Genomic DNA, 21,512 nt, shown 5'->3' with positions numbered 1-21,512 from the left:
TTATATTTTTATTTGCAATAAATAGGTAATTTAACCATACAACAGTACTAAGAAAAATAAGCGTTCAATCTTTAACTTAATCAATGTGGAATTTAAAATGAATACAAAAGATAATTACGATAGAATTATTGAAAAAGAACATATAGGCCATACAACCTTAGCTTTATTAACTAATCAAGACACACTTTCAGCCCGTGAAGTCGGTATTTTCACATTAGATGATTTAATTAGCATACATCGCCACGTTTACTTTTCTCTTTCTTTGCCTTGGAAAAAAAATGATATTCTAAAATGGTTTGGTATTACCTCATCAACAACCTTGCCAATCGATACAAATGAACTAATTGGTACCATTATCAATATTCGTGAACATGCCAATAGCTGGGATAACGTTGAACAACATGTTAAAGAACAATCTGTCAATCTATCTCTAGTTAGCCGAAACATTATACAAACAGGTGGGCAAATTATTGAATATATAAACCATATGCCTATTTTGAAAAAAGTGTCTGAGAGTTTGAATGATATTAGTGAACATGAACTAGATGAAATATATTATCAAAATGATGACCAGCAAATAGCTACCGAGCTAACTAATATCTTACAATTAATTAGGGATGATATTAAAGACCAATCTATTAAGACAAGTAATATTAAAAATATCATTTCTGATTTCCGCGTACATATTACAGGAGGTTATTTATCTAATTATCAACATGTTGAATCATTGCTATTCAATGTTAAAGGGTTATATAAACAACTTGATCCCACTAATAATGAAACAACCGATTCCTATTTACAAGAATCACTTAAAATGAAAAAACAAGAACTCCAGCAATTAGAACTCGAGTATTCACACTTTGTGAAACTCAGTTTTACGGGTTTAGTTGGTGGTGTCATCGGCCTCATTATCACTGGAGGGATTTTTGGCTCAAAGGCTGAAAAAATTCGGGCAAAAAAGAATGAAACATTAACAGAAATACAATCAATTAGTGACCAAATCAACAAAGAAAAATTTGCCCAAAAAGTTATTTTTGATATTCAAATCAATCTCCATAAAATTGATAGTTTATTTAAAGATGCCCGGTTAGCCGTTGACCACTTAGATTATATGTGGCTAGTCCTCCTAACCGAAATAACTCAATCAATCGAGGTTTTCAAAAAAATCAATAACGCTGAAAAACTTATTCAGTTCATTACTCATTTTAAACGTGCTATTACATCTTGGTATACCATTCAAGAATACTCGACACATTTAATAAAGTTATTTGATGAAATTCAACCAAATAACACTCCCCCTCAATAAAAGGTACTAATATGCAAGATAAGCTTGATTTACCCATACTCCCCCCTATTGATATTTATCAATTGAGGCATATGTCAAACGAAATTTCCGCATTTAATAAAAACATAATACATTATGATTTTATTATCCATGGAAAAATACAAAAAATAGCCAGTAAATCTTTTAATATCAATGAAATAATCAGAAACTCAATACCGAAACTTAAAATAAAATTAAATTATATTTTAAAAAGCGAATTAAATAATGAAAATATCAACATACCTGATGAAATCTTAGTTAAAAGCTTCATTGAAGATTTAATTGATTTCAAGTTAGAATTAGAAAGAATAATTACCAAATTCAGTTATACCACTGATTCTTTATCACTCATTCATTTAGAAGAAAGCAATCAGCACAAACTACATCAATATACTGAGCAGAAAGAACTTCTAGTCACATCCAAAAATAGCAAAACTCTAAAAATAGATGAAATCAATCAACAGCACTCCGTTATCATCGCAGCAGAAGATATTATATTAAAATCTAAAATTACCGATTTCTTAAAGAAACATTTGTTAAATGACGAATTAATTGACTCAATTGATATGCCAACAAATAAAAAACAAATATTAAAATCAGCCGTTGCCTTTATTAAAAATTTATTATCAGTCATTGATGATGGTTTGGAATTTGCGCAACTTGTCGAGGTCAGATTAGATTTAGGTAATCAAATTTTAGAATTAAAAGAAGAAGTTAACCATATTGATAAAACAATATTTAAGCTTTCTCAGCTCATGCTATTAGCTGACCAAATAACCACTATAGATTCGCATAAATTGTCAATTATTACTCAGATAAGCTTAATTAAAGATTATTGGTTGCAATGGTGTCATTTTATTAATGAAAAATCGTCTGAAAAAATGTTGAATATTCAAAAAATTAACTTAGCAAGTCAGGTACTCATGTCTTTCTTAGACGATATGGAATATCAATATCAACGCCAGTTACCCGATTAAAAAAAACCGGCTACTTAGAAGTAACCGGTTTATTAGCAATAGGAAATTTTGGCCTATTAGTTAATCACAGCAAGCGCTGTTGATGTCATATCAATAAGTGGTTGTGGCCATACACCAAAGACGATAACAGCAATGGCGCAAATAACAGCAACAACAGTTCCTAACGTTGCTTTTTCAGGGCCTGTATAACGTTCTGCATGTTCTGCATCACGACTATATAGGCTAGCCATAAAGCTTAGGTAGTAATATAAACCAATAGCACTACCTACCACTACAGCACCCGTTAGCCACCATAACTCTGCATTCACTGCGGATGCAATCACATAGAATTTACCAATAAACCCTAATGTAATTGGAATACCAGCTAATGAAAGCATCATTACCGTCATTACCGTTGCAAGAATTGGCTTATGCCAAAATAGCCCGCGGAATGCACTAAAGTCATCCTGATCATCACCACGGTAAGGGCTTGAAACGATACTCACAACACCAAATGCCCCTAAACTCGCAAACAAGTAACCCACTAAGTAGATTGCGATAGTGACTTGTGACGCAACAGGGTCGATACGTAACGCAACAGGGTCGATACGTAACGCAACAAGAGCGACCAGTAAATAACCCATATGTGAGATAGATGAGTAACCCAGTAAGCGTTTTGCACTTTTTTGTGTGATAGCCAGTAAGTTACCAAACAGGATAGATGCAATAGCAATCACAGAAATCACAATCGCTAACGTATTGCTATTGGCGATTGGTGCTTCCAGAAAAATACGCACTAATACTGCGAAGATAGCGATTTTACTACCGGTTGCTAAGAAGGCTGACACTGGTGCTGGCGCACCTTGGTAAACGTCTGGTGTCCACAGTTGGAATGGAAACAGTGACAGTTTAAAGCCAAAACCTACAATCAGCATACCGAAACCAATCATCACCAATGGTGCGTGAATTTGGCTATCGGAAAGGCTTTGACCAACAGCAGCAAAGCTTAAACTACCCGATTCTGCATACAGTAACGCAATCCCGAATAACAGGAATGAAGACGCGGCTGCAGATAACAGCATGTACTTGATCCCGGCTTCTAATGTGCGACTGCGCTCAAAGGTATAGGCAACTAGACCAAACAGAGGCAATGAAATCAGCTCAATACCGATAAACATTGATGCCATATGGTTTGACATAGATAACAGCACACCGCCCGCTACTGCGATAGCAACAAGTAAATGGAACTCATCTCTATTATCACCAAAACCTTCTAACCAGTGGTAAGCAAAGATAGACGTTCCAATACCTGCAATCAGGACTAATGCGCTATAGAACAGTGCAAAGCCATCAACACGAATAAGCGAAGTCACATCCATTAGGTAGCCATCGGCTACCCAAATGAGTGAAAGCAACGCAATAATAAAGCCTGATACTGTCAGCGCGGCACTAGTCAGGTGATCGCGTCGCCACGCAATGGACAGCATCACAACCACCGCCGTCAACCCGACGATCATCAGTGGTAGTATTGCGATCAGTTCTTGAGGAGTTATTGTCATGGCGAATTACAGCCCTAATGTTGTAAGTGAAGCAGAATACAGGTTATGCAATGTTTCCATCGAACCAATTGAGGTATCTAAAATTGGTTGTGGGTAGAAACCGATAATAACCAGTAAAGCAGCCAGAGCCAGCAGCACACCAAATTCACGTGCCGTTAACCCTTTCATTTCTTTTTCAGACTTAGGTGTACCGTAGTAGGTCTGTTGCATCATCCACAGTGAATAGATAGACGCAAACACCACACCAAAGACCATAATGCAGGTCACTAACGCGAATTGGCTGAAGCTACCGAACAGGATCATGAATTCACCAATGAAGTTACCTGTACCTGGCATTCCTAACGTTGCCGCAGCAAAGAACAGGGACATTCCTGGTAACCATTTAATGCGTTTCCATAATCCACCCATCATGCGCATATCACGAGTTTGTGTACGTTCATACAGTTGACCACTGATGATAATCAGTGCCGCACCGGACAAACCGTTGGTGATCATTTGAATCACCGCACCTTGGTAAGCCAAGGTTGAACCCGCGTAAATAGCGACTGTCACAAACCCCATGTGGGATAAGCTACTGTACGCCGCCAGACGTTTGATATCCGTTTGTTTGAACGCTAACCATGCCCCGTAGAAAATACTGATCACACCCAGTGTCATCGCTATTGGAGTGAACTGGATAGACGCTTCTGGGAACAGAGGCAAGGTAAAGCGTAACAGACCGTATGCTGCGGTTTTTAGCATGATACCGGAGATATCCACTGAACCCGCTGTTGGCGATTGCTCTTGGGTATCTGCCATCCAACCATGGAAAGGGACCAGTGGCATTTTAACGGCAAAGGCGATAAAGAAACCTAACATCAACATAAACGCGACATTGCTAGAGAGTTCTGCACCCAGCAATTGGTTATAGTCGAATGTTAATACACCTGAAGTATTGTAGTTCGCCAACGCTAGGCCAATGATGGACACTAGCATGATCAAACCACTTGCTTGCGTGTAGATGAAGAACTTAGTCGCGGCTTTGATATGTTGTCTGTTTTCTGACCCTTTGTGTCCCCAATTGGCAATTAGGAAATACATTGGGATCAGCATCATCTCCCAGAAGAAGAAGAATAAGAACAGGTCAACCGCGGTAAAAATCCCCATCACACCTGTGATAATCCACAACAGGTTAAAGTGATACGCACCTTGGTTTTTCTGGTTTTCACTCCAAGAGCTCAGAATTGAGAAGCCCCCCATGATAGCCGTTAACACGACCATCAGCAGTGATAAACCGTCAATTGCTAAATGAAAGTCAATTCTCAGTGACGGGATCCACGGCATAAAGAAAACAGATTGCCATTGTGGAATACCTTGTGGATTGACAAGGGAGTAGCTCCCTTGTAACCACAATTGTACGGAAAGTATCAATGTTATTCCCATCGTTGCCAGTGCAATCCAACGCGGTGCGCGATGACTGAACCGGTCAGCCTGCCAGCTTAGCAGGCCTCCGATGAAGGGAATGAGTATTAGCCAGGGTAATAGCATGGCGCAATGTGTCCCTTAATTAAACCAAAAGCAGCAGAGCAAGAATCAGCACTGCACCCAGCCCCAACGAGGCAACATACCAACGAATTTGGCCGTTTTCACTCACTGCAAGCCCTTTATTTGCCCAACGTGAAAGATGTGCAGGGATATTCATCAGAGAGTTAACCGGATCGCTTTCTAGTAGCCATGCTATACCTTTAAATGGCTTAACAAAGACTACATCGTACAGCCAATCGAATCCCCACGCTTGGTACCACCATGCGCTGAAGAAACGACCCACTGCAGTTTTCGCGATAGCATCGACTATTGAACGTCTGAACAGATAGAGGAATACCGCAATTAATAGACCTGCGATAGCAAACCCGCCAGAAATCGCTTCGAGTAAGACTTTACCGTCTTCACTGCCTGCGGCTTCGGCTGGGAAAATCCCTTCGAGTGGTTGGTGGATTAATGCACCAACAAACGTTGCAAGAATAGCCAAAATGCCCAGTGGTAATGTGTGAGTGATGCCTTTAACCTTGTGCGCTTTGATTTTCGCTTCACCGTGGAACACGATGAAAATCATACGGAAGGTATAAATTGCGGTCATTAATGCACCGAGGATACCTGCCCACAACAACACAGTTTGTCCATCAAGCTGTGCACCCCACAAAATTGCATCTTTACTGTAGAAACCTGCGGTAAACAGTGGCAATGCTGCCAGCGCGCTTCCGCCGATTAACATCACAGCGTAGATGAATGGAATTTGCTTACGCAGCCCACCCATTTTGAAGATATTTTGTTCGTGGTGACATGCCAAAATGACTGAACCTGCTGACAGGAACAACAACGCTTTAAAGAAAGCATGTGTCATCAGGTGGAAAATGGCTGCATCCCATGCTTGTACACCTAGTGCCAAGAACATATAACCGATTTGGCTCATCGTGGAGTATGCAAGCACACGTTTGATATCGGTTTGCACCAGTGCAGCAAACCCAGCCAGTACTAATGTCACAGCCCCCACAACGCCGACTAAATGTAATACTTCAGGCGCTAACAGGAACAGAACATGGGTACGAGCAATTAAGTACACACCCGCGGTTACCATGGTTGCGGCGTGGATCAGTGCAGAAACTGGCGTTGGACCCGCCATCGCATCTGCCAACCACGTTTGCAATGGTAACTGTGCTGATTTACCGACTGCACCACCTAATAACATCAAGGTTGCCCAGTTGATCGCACTTGAACCTTCCGCAAATTTTTGAGGTGCTAACACCGCCATTTCGCTGAAATTCAGTGTGCCAAGCTCATTCCACAGAATAAACATACCAATTGCGAGGAACACATCACCGATACGCGTTACAAAGAACGCTTTCATCGCCGCTTTGCCGTTTTCTGGATTGGTATAATAGAAACCAATCAACAGGTAACTGCACAGCCCTACCCCTTCCCAACCGAGATACATCAGCATCATGTTGTCAGCGAGGACTAAAACCACCATGCTTGCGATAAACAAGTTAGTGTAAGCGAAGAAACGTGAGTAACCTTCCTCGCCACGCATATACCAAGATGCATATACGTGGATAAGGAAGCCCACACCCGTTACCACACCTAACATGGTCAATGACAGGCCATCTAACATTAGAGTGAATGGGATATTAAAGGTACCGACAGACATCCAAGTCCAAAGTGGCTGGATGAATACGCTACCTGCGTCTTGAGCTAAAAATTCATTGCCAGCATAGAATGCGACGACGGCCGCTAAGCCAACCGACCCCGCACCAATAATGGCCGAAACGTTTTCTGACCAGCGTCCACGAGAGAAGGCTAACAGCACCGACCCCAGTAAAGGCAACAGAATAGTTAAATAGAGTAGGTTCATCCGCGCATCTCACTGACTTTATCAATATTCAGGTTCTGACGATGACGATGGAGTTGCAGTAACAACGCCAATCCAATACTCGCCTCCGCTGCAGCCAATGCGATTGCCAAAATATACATAATTTGGCCGTCTGGCTGCCCCCAAAAACTCCCTGCAACCACAAATGCCAGTGCAGTTGAGTTAATCATGATTTCCAGTCCGATCAGCATGAAAAGCAGATTACGGCGAATAACAAGGCAACTGAGCCCCATCACAAATAAAATCGCCGCTAAAATCAGACCGTGTTCTAGAGGTATCATTTTTGTTCCTCCGCCTTCTCGATGCTGACAAGGTCAGCGCCGTTTTCTTTACGGTCACGTCCAACGTGGAATGCTACCACTAAACCTGCGAGTAATAACAAAGATGCCAATTCGACAGCCAGAACATACGGCCCAAATAGGCTAATTCCCACTTCTTTCGCCCCAATGATGGTTCCCTCAATGCCTTCTTGATAAGACAACGAGGTAATGCCGTAAACTAAGATAGCCAATAAAACCGCGGATAACACCGCAGGGCCAATCCAGTTTTTCGGCGTCAACCAAGCGCGCTCTTGTTCTTGAACAGAACGCCCTAAGTTGAGCATCATCACGACGAACACGAACAGGACCATAATGGCACCTGCATATACGATGATTTCCAACGCCCCAGCAAAATACGCGCCGAGGGAGAAAAACACCATTGACAGAGCCAGCAGAGAAACAACCAGATACAACAGTGCATGCACCGGATTTGTATTCGTTATCACCCTTAAAGTTGCTAAAATGGCAACTAGACCGGCGATATAAAATGTAAATTCCATGAATATCGCTCCTTATGGCAACAGGTCTTTGACGTTAATCGGTTTCGCTTCGTTATCCGCTTCACCTTTGTCTTTACCTGCAATCGCCATACCCGATTTACGGTAAAAGTTATAATCAGGATATTTACCCGGACCTGAAATCAACAGGTCATTTTTCTCGTAAACCAGATCCTGACGTCTCCAATCGGCCATTTCAAAATCAGGTGTTAATTGGATTGCCGTGGTTGGGCAAGCCTCTTCACACAGACCACAGAAAATACAGCGCGAAAAGTTAACGCGGAAAAATTCAGGGTACCAGCGGCCGTCTTCATGTTCAGCTTTTTGCAGTGAGATACATCCCACAGGGCAAGCAACCGCACATAAGTTACACGCAACACAACGCTCTTCACCGTCAGGGTCGCGTGTTAACACGATACGCCCACGGTAACGGGGTGGCAGATAAACCGGCTCTTCTGGATACATTTGCGTTTCGCGTTTATCGAACGCATGCAGGCCGACCATCCAAATACTACGTACTTGGGTGGCGAAACCGACCAATAACTCTTTCAATGTCATGGTTCAATCACCCCTTACTGAGCGTTGTATAAAATCACTGCTGCAGTACCCAGCAGATTAAGCAGTGTCAACGGCAGACAAATTTTCCAACCGAAAGACATCACTTGGTCATAACGTGGACGCGGTAAAGAGGCACGGATCAGGATAAACATCATCATGAAGAAGCCAGTTTTGATAGCAAACCACAAGAATGACGGCAGGAATGGACCATGCCAGCCACCAAAGAACAGCGTCACAATCAGTGCAGAAACCGTTACGATACCGATATACTCACCGACGAAGAACAAACCAAACTTCATACCTGAGTATTCAACGTGGTAACCATCCGCAATCTCTTGTTCTGCTTCCGGTTGGTCAAACGGATGACGGTGACATACCGCAACGCCCGCTATCGCAAAAGTCACAAAACCAAAGAACTGCGGAATAATATTCCACATGCCTTCTTGGGAGTTCACAATATCAATCAGGTTGAATGAACCTGCTTGTGCAACCACACCCATTAAAGAAAGGCCTAAGAACACTTCGTAACTCACGGTTTGTGCTGACGCACGCATCGCACCTAATAATGAGTATTTGTTGTTACTTGACCAACCTGCGAATAACACCGCATAGACAGCGAGACCCGCCATCATCAGGAAGAATAAAATCCCGATATTGAGGTCTGCAACATGCCAAGTCGGGCTAACAGGGACGATGGCAAATGCTAAGAACAGTGAACAAAACGCAATCACTGGTGCAAGCGTAAAGATTTTCTTGTCAGCAAACTGCGGGATCCAGTCTTCTTTAAACAGCATTTTGAACATATCCGCGATTAACTGGCCCATCCCAAACGGACCCACGCGGTTAGGGCCATAACGGTTCTGGAACAGACCGAGAATACGGCGCTCTCCCAGACTCATGTATGCCCCACAAGTCACAACAACCAATAATATGACGACAGATTTAAGGATGGAAATTAACACTTCCATCACTTCAGGAGAAATCCAATCCATCATGCTCCCCTCCGCAGATTATTGACTGACACGCCAGCCATTGAAGGTGCGATACCTGGCATTCCTAACGGTAAGCCAATTTGACCTGTAGACAGGTGATTACTTAGGCGGACAGTCAAGTTAAACACTTGACCTGCATGGCTAAACTCCGCTTTAGTTCCTGCTGACAGGCCGAGTGACGCAGCATCTTGCGTGTTCAGCATGATATAAGGCTCAGGCATACGCTCTTGAATTACTTCTGAACGCTGTGACATTTCATCACTGCCGAACAGGTGGTAATAAGGTGCGACAACCCACTGAGCTTCATTGGCTTGATAAGCCGCTGGAATTTCAGTGAAGTAAGCCAATTTGCTCTGTGTTGAATTGAACAAACGGATACCCGGGTCACCAAATAACAGGTGCCCCCCCACTTCGGCTTGGAATTTGTTCCAGGCTTGTGGTGAGTTCCAACCCGGCGCCCATGCAAATGGAATTTGCTGGCGTGGCGCGGTTGGGCTGTTGTTCCCTTCCATTGAGAAAGCAAATGGAGAGTCAATATCTTGCGGTTGACGAGGTTCATGAACAGATTGATTTGCTAGCATCGCTGTACGACCACTGTAACGATGTGGTTCACGCGCCAGTTTTTGACCACGAATACGGAAAGACGCTTTTGGTGCAGCATCTACCATACCCGAGAATTGTGGCATTGCGGCAACACAATCTGCGATAACGTGATCAAGTTGCGACCAATCCGCATCACGCTCTTGCGCTTCAGTTTGCAGTGAATGCATCCAGCGCCAGCTTTCGTTCATCACGATAGCTTTGTCGTAATAAGTTGGGTCAAAGACTTGGAAGAAACGCTGCGCACGACCTTCTTGGTTAATCAACGTACCGTCTGCTTCAGCAAAGCTTGCTGCTGGCAGAACCAATGTTGCTTTATCCATGATGTCGGTTTGCTGATGATCTGCAACAATCAAGTGGCTCAATTTCGCTAATGCGCTATTGACGGCATCCACGCTGCTGTGACGGTACAGGTCATTTTCGATAACGATAGCCACATCCGCTTCGTTCGCTTCAATGCGAGCTAAAGCGCTGTCTAATGGCTGTGCGTTCATCATTGCCAGACCGAAGCTATTGGCATGAGATGCTAAGTAAGATAACCCAACATTCGCGCCTTTGGCTTTTAACGCAAATGCCACGTTAGCGGCCGCTTGGATCATTGCCTCGCTGGCACTATGGCTACCACTAATAATTAATGGTTTTTTCGCACCAGCTAATGCCTGAGCAATGGTTTCAACTTTGGCTTTTAAGTCTGCGGGTAAATCATTCACCGCAGGGGCTTCGCCGTTAATCATATTGGCGATAGCAAAACCGAAACGTGCTTGGTCAGCTACTGGTGCACGATAATTAAAGGCAGCCACATCGTCTAAACGCGTATCATCAACGTTGGTAATAAACAGCGGATATTTTGCATGTTGACCAATATTCATGATTGCGGCGATTTGCCAGTCAGCGACTTTTTGCGCTGCGGCCATTTCACGTGCTTTACCTTTCACCGCTTGGCGAACAGATAGCGCCATACGTGCACCTGTCTGAGTTAAATCTTCACCCAGTACCAGTACCGCATCATAGCCTTCTACTTCACGCAATGTTGGCGTATAGATACCGCCGTTTTGCAGGATGTTTTGCATCAGCGCTAAGCGGCGTTGCTCTCCCGCAGAAATACCTGAATAGAAGTTATCTGCTCCGACTAATGCGCGCAATGCATAGTTGCTTTCAACGCTCGCGCGTGGAGAGCCGATACCAATCACTTTTTTCGCTTGATTGATAATTTGCGCACCACTTTGCATTGCTTCGATAGCCGAAATGACTTGTTTGACGCCATTTTTATTGAGTACCGCTTGACGAGGACGATCTTTACGGTTGACATATCCGTAACCAAAACGACCACGGTCGCACAGGAAATAGTGGTTTACCGAACCGTTATAACGGTTTTCGATACGACGGATTTCACCATAACGCTCACCCGGACTCGTGTTACAACCGATACTGCACTGTTGGCAGATACCGGGTGCAAACTGCATATCCCACTTACGGTTATAGCGCTCTGAATGTGTTTTATCAGTGAATACCCCAGTAGGACAAACTTCAACTAAGTTACCGGAGAACTCACTTTCCAGTGTACCGTCTTCAGTACGACCGAAATACACATAGTTATGTGCACCATACACACCCAAGTCTGTGCCATCTGCGTAATCTTTGTAGTAACGAACACAACGATAACACGCGATACAACGGTTCATTTCATGACTAATAAATGGACCGAGGTCTTGGTTAATGTGAGTACGTTTCGTAAAACGATATTTACGCATGTTATGACCGGTCATCACCGTCATATCTTGTAGGTGACAGTTTCCCCCTTCCTCACAGACTGGACAGTCATGAGGATGATTGGTCATCAGCCATTCCACAACACTTTCACGGAATTGTTTGGCTTCTTCATCATCAATAGAGATGTAAGTCCCTTCCGTTGCGGGTGTCATACAAGACATTACTAGGCGACCGCGTGTGTCATCTGCGTTCTGATACTGCTTAACCGCACACTGGCGGCAAGCGCCAACGCTTCCCAGCGCCGGATGCCAGCAAAAATAAGGAATATCTAGCCCTAGAGAAAGACAGGCTTGTAACAGGTTTTCAGACCCGTTTACGTCATATTCTTTGCCGTCTACATATATTGTAGCCATAGTCAGCATGCTTCCCAAAGGCCCGCATAAAGCAGGCGTTAATCAAAAATACGTTCTTCGTGAAAAATCTATTTAGCGGTTGCTCAATCGCTAAACAATTACCAGCGCTGCTTCAGCAGGTTGGGTTGGATACCCGCAATCTGCACAATGTTACGCAGATCTTTTTGCGAGATACCCGCTTCGAATTCATCACGGAAATATTTGATGGCACTTTGTAGCGGTTCGACCGCACCCGGTGCGTGAGCGCAGAAAGTTTTACCCGGCCCTAAGAAACGGCACAGCTGCTCTAGGGTTTCAATATCCCCCGGTTGCCCTTCGCCTTTTTCCAGCGCTTGTAAAATTTTCACACTCCATGGCAGACCATCGCGGCACGGCGTACACCAACCACAGGATTCACGGGCAAAGAAGGTTTCTAAGTTACGCACTAAAGAAACCATGTTGATTTCATGATCAACCGCCATCGCTAATGCAGTACCAAGACGGCTACCTGCTTTAGCAATATTTTCGAAATCCATCGGTAAGTCGAGGTGGTCGTTGGTCAGGAAATCTGTCCCTGCCCCACCTGGCTGCCATGCTTTTAATTTCAGTCCATCACGCATACCACCTGCGTAATCTTCCAACACTTCACGTGCCGTGGTACCAAATGGTAATTCCCATAAACCCGGATTTTTCACGCGGCCAGAGAAGCCCATCAATTTCGTGCCCGCGTCTTTACTCTTACCTGCGCTTAAATCGATATACCATTGGTCGCCGTGCTCTAAAATTGCTGGCACGTTACAAATAGTTTCGACGTTATTGACACAAGTTGGTTTACCCCAAGCACCTGATGTTGCAGGGAATGGTGGCTTAGAACGTGGGTTAGCGCGACGGCCTTCTAAGGAGTTAATCAGTGCAGTTTCTTCACCGCAGATATAACGCCCAGCGCCGGTGTGAACAAATAGTTCGAAATCAAAACCTGAACCGAGGATATTTTTGCCTAACAGGCCCGCCGCTTTGGCTTCTTCGATGGCACGGCGCAGATTTTGCGCAGCTTCAACATACTCGCCCCGTAAGAAGATATAACCACGATAGGCTTTAAGTGCATAAGCGCCTGTGATCATCCCTTCAACTAACAAGTGAGGGAGTTGCTCCATCAATAAACGGTCTTTATAGGTGCCCGGTTCCATTTCATCCGCATTACATAAGAAGTAACGCAGTTTCATGTTTTCGTCTTTTGGCATCAGGCTCCATTTCAGACCCGTTGAGAAACCCGCACCGCCGCGCCCTTTCAGGCCAGCGTCTTTTACAAGATTCACAACTTCATCGGGAGCCATGCCTTTGAGCGCACGCTCAAGACCTTTGTATCCGTTCTTACTGCGATACTCATCTAACCAAACAGGCTGATTGTCATCACGCAAACGCCATGTTAGAGGATGAGTTTCAGCAGTACGGATCACTGGATTAACAGAATTTGTCATGGATACTGCTCCAGTAATTTTTGAATATTTTCAGGCTGCACGTAGCTGTGAGTGTCCTCATCGATCATCATCGTAGGACCTTTGTCACAGTTACCCAAGCAACAGGTTGGCAGCAACGTAAAGCGACCATCGGCTGTTGTTTGGCCCGGGCGAATATTCAGCTGTTTAATGATTTCAGCTTCTAAGCCCTGATAACCTGTAATATGGCAAACAACACTGTCGCAATAGCGAATAATGTGGCGACCCACTGGCTGGCGGAAGATTTGGCTATAGAATGTCGCCACACCTTCAACATCACTGGCTGGGATGCCTAAGACGTCAGCGATAGCATGGATCGCACCATCTTCAACCCAACCGCGGTTTTTTTGCACAATTTTCAGTGCTTCAATTGAGGCAGCACGTGCATCTTCGTAATGGTGTTTCTCACCTTCAATCTCTTCACGCTCTTTCTCTGTTAAGACAAAGCCATGATTGACTTGCGGTTCAAACACATTCACGACATTGAGCTCATTGTGCTTCTCATTTTCGTTATGTTCATTATGCATGGTTAGCGATCCACATCCGACATTACAAAATCGATACTACCCAGATAGACGATTAAGTCTGAAACTAAACTACCTCTGATCACCGCAGGAATTTGCTGTAAGTGCTCATAGCTCGGGGTACGAATACGCGTACGGTAGCTCATGGTGCTACCATCACTGGTTAAGTAGTAGCTGTTGATACCCTTCGTAGCTTCAACCATCTGGAATGACTCATTTGCTGGCATCACCGGCCCCCAAGACACTTGCAAGAAGTGGTTGATCAAGGTTTCGATGTGCTGCAACGTACGTTCTTTTGGTGGCGGAGTTGTCAGTGGATGGTCAGCTTTGAATGGGCCTTCTGGCATATTCTTATAGCATTGCTCAAGAATACGGATACTCTGACGCATCTCTTCCACTTTGATCATCACGCGGTCATAACAGTCACCGTTATGAGCGATAGGAATATCAAACTCGAAGTTTTCATAGCCTGAATATGGACGCCATTTACGTACGTCAAAATCAACGCCTGTTGCACGTAATCCAGCTCCTGTCACACCCCATGCCAACGCCTCTTCTTTTGAGTACATTGCAGTACCGATAGAGCGACCTTTTAAGATGGAGTTTTTCAGTGCAGAAGTCACATAAGACTCTAAACGTTTTGGCAACCAGTCTAATAACTCACGCAGCAGTTTTTCCCAACCACGCGGTAAGTCGTGCGCAACACCACCGATACGGAACCATGCGGGGTGCATACGGAAACCGGTAATTGCTTCAATGACGTTGTAGACTTTTTGACGGTCGGTAAACGCAAAGAAGACCGGGGTCATCGCACCAACGTCTTGGATATACGTACTGATGTACAGTAAGTGACTGTTGATACGGAATAATTCAGACAACATGACACGAATGGTTTTCACGCGATCCGGCACTTCAATGCCAGCCAGTTTTTCAACGGCCAACACATATGGCATTTCATTCACACAACCGCCGAGGTACTCGATACGGTCAGTGTAAGGAATGTAGCTATGCCACGACTGGCGTTCACCCATTTTTTCAGCGCCACGGTGGTGGTAGCCGATATCGGGCACACAGTCGATAATTTCTTCACCATCCAATTGCAGCACGATACGGAACGCACCGTGTGAGGATGGGTGGTTTGGCCCCAAGTTCAGGAACATGAAATCTTCGTTTTCATTTCCACGTGCCATGCCCCACTCTTCTGGTTTGAAAGTCAAAGCTTCCATTTCCAGATCTTGTTTCTGCTTAGTCAGCACAAAAGGGTCAAACTCAGTCGCACGCGCAGGATAATCCTTACGCAGCGGATGACCTTCCCAGCTTGGAGACATTAAAAGGCGGCGTAAATTTGGGTGACCTTGGAAGGTGATACCGAACATATCCCACACTTCACGTTCATGCCAATTCGCATTCGGGAACAGTGAAACGATCGAAGGCACGTTTAAGTCTTTCTCATTAAGAGCGACTTTTAACATGATATCGCGGTTACGATCGATAGAGATGAAGTGGTAGAAAACACTAAAGTCTGCTTCTGGCAGACCTTGACGGTGAATTCGTTGACGCTCATCTACCCCATGTAAGTCAAATAACATGACATACGGTTTTGGTAATTTCTTTAGGAAATCGACCACTTCCAGTAACTGTTCACGACGCACCCAAACCACTGGCATGCCAGTACGAGTTGCTTGAACAGAAAAGGCATCCGGCCCAAATTGATTGCGCAGTTCCAGAAGCACAGGGTCGTTTAAATGATCCTGTGTCTGCCATCCTGGCTGGGTACTACTCGCTTGCGCTATCTGATCTGTCATCATTCTTCACCATAACGCTTGATCAGGTTTATTATTTCGCAACAACATTGCTCTGTTACGCTGTATGGCTTTAAGCCTTAAATTTCGTCTGGTGTACGCAGGTTAGTCACTGCAATACGTTCACCGTGCTTTCTTTCTCTTTCTGATTGCATATTGGCACGGTAAACCCCTTGGTCTCCAACAACCCAAGACAGCGGTCGACGCTCTTTACCGATAGATTCTTGCAACAGAAGCAGAGCCTGCATATAGGCTTCTGGACGCGGTGGGCAACCTGGAATATACACATCCACAGGAATAAATTTATCGACGCCTTGTACAACAGAATAAATGTCATACATGCCACCAGAGTTGGCACATGAACCCATGGAGATTACCCATTTTGGTTCAAGCATTTGGTCATACAGACGTTGAATAACAGGCGCCATTTTAGTGAAACAGGTACCTGCTACTACCATGAAATCGGCTTGACGAGGTGAAGCACGCAGTACTTCTGCACCAAAGCGGGCGACGTCATGAACAGCCGTGAACGAAGTCACCATTTCTACATAGCAACATGAAAGACCAAAGTTATATGGCCAGAGAGAGTTTTTGCGCCCCCAGTTAACCACATCGTGAAGTGCATGAGAAAGTTTCCCCATGTAAACACTGTTTTCAACTTGCTGCTCCAGTGGATCAGTGACGATTTCCTGGGTTTGCAGTGGGTAACGGTCGTTCTCACCGTTCGGATCTATGCGGGTGAGCGTATAATCCATTGTATAATGCCTCGCTTTTTACTGCGGATGACGATTGCTGATTTTAATAACTTCACTAGGATGCTTAACTTTTCCGCGGGAACGGACTGGAGTCCAATCCAATGCTCCTACGCGAACGAGATAAAACAGTCCCGCCAACAATACCAAAATAAAGATCGCGGCTTCGATGAAACCTACCCAACCGGCTTCGCGGATGGCAACTGACCATGCAAATAAGAACATGGCTTCAACATCGAAGATAACGAAAAACATGGCGACTAAGTAAAACTTAGCAGACATGCGGAGACGTGCACTACCGACCGAGTCGATACCGGACTCATAAGGAACATGTTTTGTTCTGGCTTTGGCGCGGCTACCTAAAAAGTGACCTGCGACCAACATGAAAGCACAAAGACCGATAGTGCCGATAAGGAATATCGCAAACGCCCAGTTATGGGCTAACGCTAGGATTGATGTAGACATACTCGTTGCTTACTCATTACTTATGGTGTGTTAACTGCTCTTTTTTACATCACGGCAGAGTTGCACCACAATTGCCCAGTTAATCGAGAAGAAAGACCAAAATTGATCACAAACTAAAATATCCCCAAACTTAAATCAGTCTGTTGACTGCGTTTGGTTTGTCCTCTCTCATTACAATTTATTTTACTTAAATTAAGTAAAATAACCCGTATTTGTTACAAAAACTTCACACTTTGAAAACAACAGAACAACAAAAAGTAACCATAATCTGCTAAAACGTGTCAGTGTAATGATACTCAAGTAAACACGCAAACTAGTTTAACTGATTATTCGTTTTTACTACACCATTATCTCAGGAAAAACCTGTCTTAACAGATGAAAAATTGCGCTTTTTATTTGATCTAACGCACACTTTTATTGAAAAAGTACTCAATTTGTTTACATAGCATTCAATTTCACTTTAAGTCTTTGTAACTCTTTTTAACGCATAACTTCAAGTAACTAACTGACATTCAAGCGCTATTTTATCTCTTCAATAAAAAAACATTGTTAATAACATAACAAACTGTTAACTAAACAATGAAATTCAGGTTATGCCAGCTACATCACAATTATTTCATGGTCTTTCACATTTAACCATACTTATTAAGTGGTTAATTGCTTTTTTTATGAGCGGATATTGATAAAAAATCGATAAATTTGAATTTGATAACCGATTAAAAATATCACTGAACATTATTCAAGCATGCATAGAAGCAAATTTCTCAATACCATTTCCCAATATTGAAAATTGAGTTCCACAATTTGAAATAATCGTTTCAGTCATCCGTATCAATTCACATTATCTGTTATCTAACAGCTTAATTAGTCTGTACATTAGCCATTTAATCAGAGATAACCACCTCAACCGCTGCTCACGTCTTATTTAGACTGCGATTAACATGTTGATTTTATTTGTACAGAGCCAATAACGCATTGATCACAAACAAGTGTTCCCGTAATAGATTGGCAAAAATGACATAAAAAAACGGTAATCCCAAACGTATTGGGATTACCGTCATTATAATAAATTAATTAAGTATTGGCGTTAAGATAACCAGATGAATCGATTAACTTAATTACCTTCCTCGCTGCTATCCATCAACTCACTTGCTGAGGCTGCAACATAAGGGATTTTTTTGTTTTCAATCGCACTGAATACTGTCAGAACAAAATCTTTTTGCTCGTCTGCATTCTTATACAACCAATACTGAATATCTGGTAAGCGTGGTAGCCCATCTGATTCATTCAAAATACGTAAATCTGCATTTTGCATTTCCATTGGTCTAGCGGTTACCCCAACCTCTGCATTGACTGCCGCACGAACAGCAGGTAAAGAAGCTGCTTCATACGCAACATGCCATGACAAACCTGCATCATCAAGAGCACTAGTACAAAGTTTACGATATGGATTGGTTTCATCCATAACAACTAATGGAACTGGCTCATTGGGACGCAATTGAAAATCAGGTGCACTGTGCCACAAAACAGGCACTGTTCTTAACGCTGTTTTAGGGTGGTGACTAATTCTTGCTGTTGTTAAAGCAAGGTCTATCTCATGATTATCAAGCATTGACTCAATAAATTGTGCTCGTTTAATGCGCACTTCTACGGCAATTCTTGGATAAACAGACGCGATACGATTAAGTAAGAAAGGTAATAAGATATCGACGGTGTCATCGGATGCGCCAATACGCAATTCACCATCAGCGTCATTATAAGTTAATGACGCTGTAGCATCATCATTGGCGCGAAGTATTTGCCTTGCGTAGCCAAGTAATTGTAATCCGTGCGCGGTGAGCAGTTTATTTCGCCCATGGCGAGCGAAAAGCTCACGGCCGACTAATTGCTCTAAACGTTGCATTTGCTGGCTCACAGCAGATTGTGTTCGACAAACGGCTGCAGCTGCGGCTGCAAATGTGTTAAGATCTGCGACAGCGACGAAAGTACGTAGCAAATCAAGATCTAGGTTCATGATGGGACGATTGGAATTTATCATCGTTCATTCTCTTATATAATTTTATGTTACCTGGTGTTTCTGCTCTCCTCCATGAGAATCAGCGAGTTTATAGCGACTACTAAGACTACTAAGTGAGTGCATTTCTAATCCATAGATCTGCAATGACTTCTCATTATTTTACTTTTTTGCATCCAGCTCATTAATCGCTAACGATAGAGCAGGGTACAAATAGCATACTTCCAAAAATCAAATAATTTTAATAAAAGTGGGATGATTTCCTAAAAAACACGCTAAAACGCGCTTGATAGGTTACGCTTAAATAGTAACATATTTAATGTAATCACAATTATTTTAATGTAAGCACATTATAAAATTCGTTTCACTATTTTTATATAGTCAAAAATATCAAATGGTTATAATTTTAAGCAGCACTTTTGGTTAAAGAAAGCAGCTTGAAACAATCAATATTACTAACAAAATCGCCCTGATTATTATAAAAAAAGGCTATTACAGCAAAAAAAATCATGTCTGATTTAATGATTCAATGCTTAATATTACATTTTGATACAATTTTCTTTTTTTCCGCTATTTTTATGCTTTTTTACTTTTTATACTCCAAAACATCAAAGAATGTCGATATTATAATTCAACCAGTTCAATATTATAAGAATATACAGCTAGCCTAAAATAAATAATAAGATACCAAACATTACATTTAAGCGTAAACCAACCTTTTACACCAAAAATAACCTTGCATCTTCAAAAGCTTCTGAGGGAGGAGTACAGTAAAGGAATAACGTCGGCCCGACCAATGCAACCCTTAGGGTAATGAGAGAACTATGAATAATCTAACTAAATCCAGTAAGCTCGATAATGTTTGCTATGACATTCGTGGGCCCGTATTAAAAGAAGCGAAGCGCCTAGAAGAAGAAGGCAACAAAGTCCTCAAACTCAATATTGGTAATCCGGCCCCGTTTGGTTTTGAAGCTCCAGATGAAATCCTTGTGGATGTCTTGCGTAATCTGCCAAGTTCTCAAGGTTATTGCGACTCAAAAGGCTTGTATTCTGCCCGTAAAGCGATTGTGCAGCATTACCAAGCTCGTGGCATTCATGAAATGACAGTAGAAGATGTCTACATTGGTAATGGTGTTTCCGAATTAATCGTACAAGCCATGCAAGCACTGCTTAATAATGGTGATGAAATGTTAGTACCAGCGCCTGATTATCCATTATGGACTGCTGCAGTTTCCCTTTCGGGAGGAAAAGCAGTTCATTATATGTGTGATGAACAGCAAGGTTGGATGCCTGATATTGAAGATATTCGCAAAAAAATCACACCAAGAACACGTGGTATTGTGGTCATTAACCCCAATAACCCAACGGGTGCGGTCTACAGCAAAGACCTATTAATGGAAATTGTCGAATTGGCTCGCCAGCACAATCTTATTATTTATGCTGATGAGATTTACGATAAAATTCTTTATGATGATGCAGTGCACCACTCTATTGCCGCCCTCGCCCCTGATTTATTAACCATTACATTTAATGGATTATCTAAAACGTATCGCGTCGCTGGCTTCCGCCAAGGTTGGATGGTATTAAACGGCCCGAAAAAACATGCGAAAAGCTATATTGAAGGTTTAGAAATGCTAGCCTCTATGCGCCTATGCGCAAACGTGCCGATGCAGCATGCCATTCAAACTGCACTGGGTGGCTACCAAAGTATTAGTGAATTCATTCAACCAGGCGGCCGTTTATATGAGCAACGTAATCGTGCATGGGAATTGATCAACCAAATACCCGGCGTTTCATGTGTAAAACCACAAGGTGCCCTGTATATGTTCCCGAAAATAGATATTAAACGATTTAATATCTATGATGACCAAAAAATGATTTTAGACCTGTTACTACAAGAAAAAGTGTTGTTAGTTCAAGGTACCGCATTTAACTGGCCTGAACCTGACCATTTCCGCATCGTTACGCTACCTTATGCGGATGACCTTGAAATGGCGATTAATAAATTCGGCCGCTTCCTTGAAGGCTATCGCCAATAAAAATTTATTCAAAATAATAAAAAGCCTCCTAATTCCGGAGGCTTTTTTTATTCTAAATTTAGCCATCATTAATAGACTGTATTATTTTGATAATCAAAGAATAGAA

The 21,512-nt window shown here is 42.9% G+C and carries 17 protein-coding genes; 3 read left to right on the top strand and 14 right to left on the bottom strand.

The genetic code is table 11. The features are described 5' to 3' along the window. Positions 1–97: 97 nt before the first annotated feature. Together PR725_RS04935 and PR725_RS04930 are read left to right on the top strand one after the other, a co-directional pair. Positions 98–1,306 (top strand): alpha-xenorhabdolysin family binary toxin subunit A, encoded by a 1,209-nt coding sequence (locus PR725_RS04935; protein ID WP_117162384.1) that lies wholly within the window; start codon positions 98–100, stop codon positions 1,304–1,306. Between the two features lie 11 nt (positions 1,307–1,317). Beyond that, entirely contained in the window at positions 1,318–2,301 is a 984-nt protein-coding gene (locus tag PR725_RS04930; RefSeq protein ID WP_164528669.1) for an alpha-xenorhabdolysin family binary toxin subunit B, read from the top strand. Positions 2,302–2,357: 56 nt separating this feature from the next. Here the strand turns inward: PR725_RS04930 and nuoN are convergent, their stop codons facing one another. The 14 genes from nuoN to PR725_RS04860 form a co-directional block, all read right to left on the bottom strand. Then, the gene (gene nuoN, locus PR725_RS04925) at positions 2,358–3,839 is read right to left on the bottom strand and encodes an NADH-quinone oxidoreductase subunit NuoN (RefSeq protein ID WP_117162385.1); all 1,482 of its coding nucleotides are present in this window, start codon (positions 3,837–3,839) and stop codon (positions 2,358–2,360) included. A gap of 6 nt (positions 3,840–3,845) precedes the next feature. Next, a complete protein-coding gene (gene nuoM / locus PR725_RS04920; protein ID WP_117162386.1) occupies positions 3,846–5,366 on the bottom strand; it encodes an NADH-quinone oxidoreductase subunit M in 1,521 nt (506 codons plus the stop codon). Between the two features lie 19 nt (positions 5,367–5,385). Further along, positions 5,386–7,227: an NADH-quinone oxidoreductase subunit L gene (nuoL, locus tag PR725_RS04915; protein ID WP_272567870.1), complete on the bottom strand. Its 1,842-nt coding sequence runs from the start codon at positions 7,225–7,227 to the stop codon at positions 5,386–5,388. Continuing rightward, positions 7,224–7,526: an NADH-quinone oxidoreductase subunit NuoK gene (gene nuoK, locus PR725_RS04910; protein WP_004912233.1), complete on the bottom strand. Its 303-nt coding sequence runs from the start codon at positions 7,524–7,526 to the stop codon at positions 7,224–7,226. The genes nuoL and nuoK overlap by 4 nt, the downstream gene beginning before the upstream one ends. Beyond that, positions 7,523–8,065, bottom strand: coding sequence for an NADH-quinone oxidoreductase subunit J (gene nuoJ / locus PR725_RS04905; protein WP_004912236.1), 543 nt, complete (start codon positions 8,063–8,065; stop codon positions 7,523–7,525). The genes nuoK and nuoJ overlap by 4 nt, the downstream gene beginning before the upstream one ends. A 12-nt stretch (positions 8,066–8,077) precedes the next feature. Further along, the gene (gene nuoI / locus PR725_RS04900; RefSeq protein ID WP_004259834.1) at positions 8,078–8,620 is read right to left on the bottom strand and encodes an NADH-quinone oxidoreductase subunit NuoI; all 543 of its coding nucleotides are present in this window, start codon (positions 8,618–8,620) and stop codon (positions 8,078–8,080) included. 14 nt (positions 8,621–8,634) lie between these two features. Next, a complete protein-coding gene (gene nuoH / locus PR725_RS04895; RefSeq protein WP_004912244.1) occupies positions 8,635–9,612 on the bottom strand; it encodes an NADH-quinone oxidoreductase subunit NuoH in 978 nt (325 codons plus the stop codon). Continuing rightward, positions 9,612–12,344 (bottom strand): NADH-quinone oxidoreductase subunit NuoG, encoded by a 2,733-nt coding sequence (nuoG, locus tag PR725_RS04890; protein WP_164528668.1) that lies wholly within the window; start codon positions 12,342–12,344, stop codon positions 9,612–9,614. The genes nuoH and nuoG overlap by 1 nt, the downstream gene beginning before the upstream one ends. A gap of 89 nt (positions 12,345–12,433) precedes the next feature. Continuing rightward, positions 12,434–13,792 carry an NADH-quinone oxidoreductase subunit NuoF gene (gene nuoF / locus PR725_RS04885; protein ID WP_004259820.1) on the bottom strand — a complete coding sequence of 453 codons (1,359 nt, stop codon included), beginning with the start codon at positions 13,790–13,792 and terminating at the stop codon, positions 12,434–12,436. Further along, positions 13,789–14,337, bottom strand: coding sequence for an NADH-quinone oxidoreductase subunit NuoE (gene nuoE / locus PR725_RS04880; RefSeq protein WP_004912250.1), 549 nt, complete (start codon positions 14,335–14,337; stop codon positions 13,789–13,791). The genes nuoF and nuoE overlap by 4 nt, the downstream gene beginning before the upstream one ends. 2 nt (positions 14,338–14,339) lie before the next feature. After that, complete coding sequence (gene nuoC, locus PR725_RS04875) at positions 14,340–16,142, bottom strand: NADH-quinone oxidoreductase subunit C/D (protein ID WP_375372756.1); 1,803 nt, start codon at positions 16,140–16,142, stop codon at positions 14,340–14,342. A 74-nt stretch (positions 16,143–16,216) separates the two neighbouring features. Beyond that, positions 16,217–16,891, bottom strand: coding sequence for a NuoB/complex I 20 kDa subunit family protein (locus tag PR725_RS04870; protein ID WP_004912254.1), 675 nt, complete (start codon positions 16,889–16,891; stop codon positions 16,217–16,219). Positions 16,892–16,909: 18 nt separating this feature from the next. Beyond that, entirely contained in the window at positions 16,910–17,353 is a 444-nt protein-coding gene (locus tag PR725_RS04865) for an NADH-quinone oxidoreductase subunit A (protein ID WP_004259806.1), read from the bottom strand. Between the two features lie 1,114 nt (positions 17,354–18,467). After that, a complete protein-coding gene (locus PR725_RS04860) occupies positions 18,468–19,391 on the bottom strand; it encodes a LysR family transcriptional regulator (protein WP_004912258.1) in 924 nt (307 codons plus the stop codon). Positions 19,392–20,191: 800 nt separating this feature from the next. On the opposite strand from PR725_RS04860, the gene PR725_RS04855 reads away from it, so the two are divergent. Continuing rightward, positions 20,192–21,406, top strand: a complete 1,215-nt coding sequence (locus tag PR725_RS04855; RefSeq protein ID WP_004259802.1) for a pyridoxal phosphate-dependent aminotransferase — start codon at positions 20,192–20,194, stop codon at positions 21,404–21,406. Positions 21,407–21,512: the final 106 nt, after the last annotated feature.

It is taken from the genome of Providencia sp. PROV255, assembly GCF_028478065.1.
Classification (GTDB): Bacteria; Pseudomonadota; Gammaproteobacteria; order Enterobacterales; family Enterobacteriaceae; genus Providencia; species Providencia rettgeri.
The sequence above is the reverse complement of the archived record's forward strand: the minus strand, read 5'-3'. Positions and strand labels throughout refer to the sequence as shown.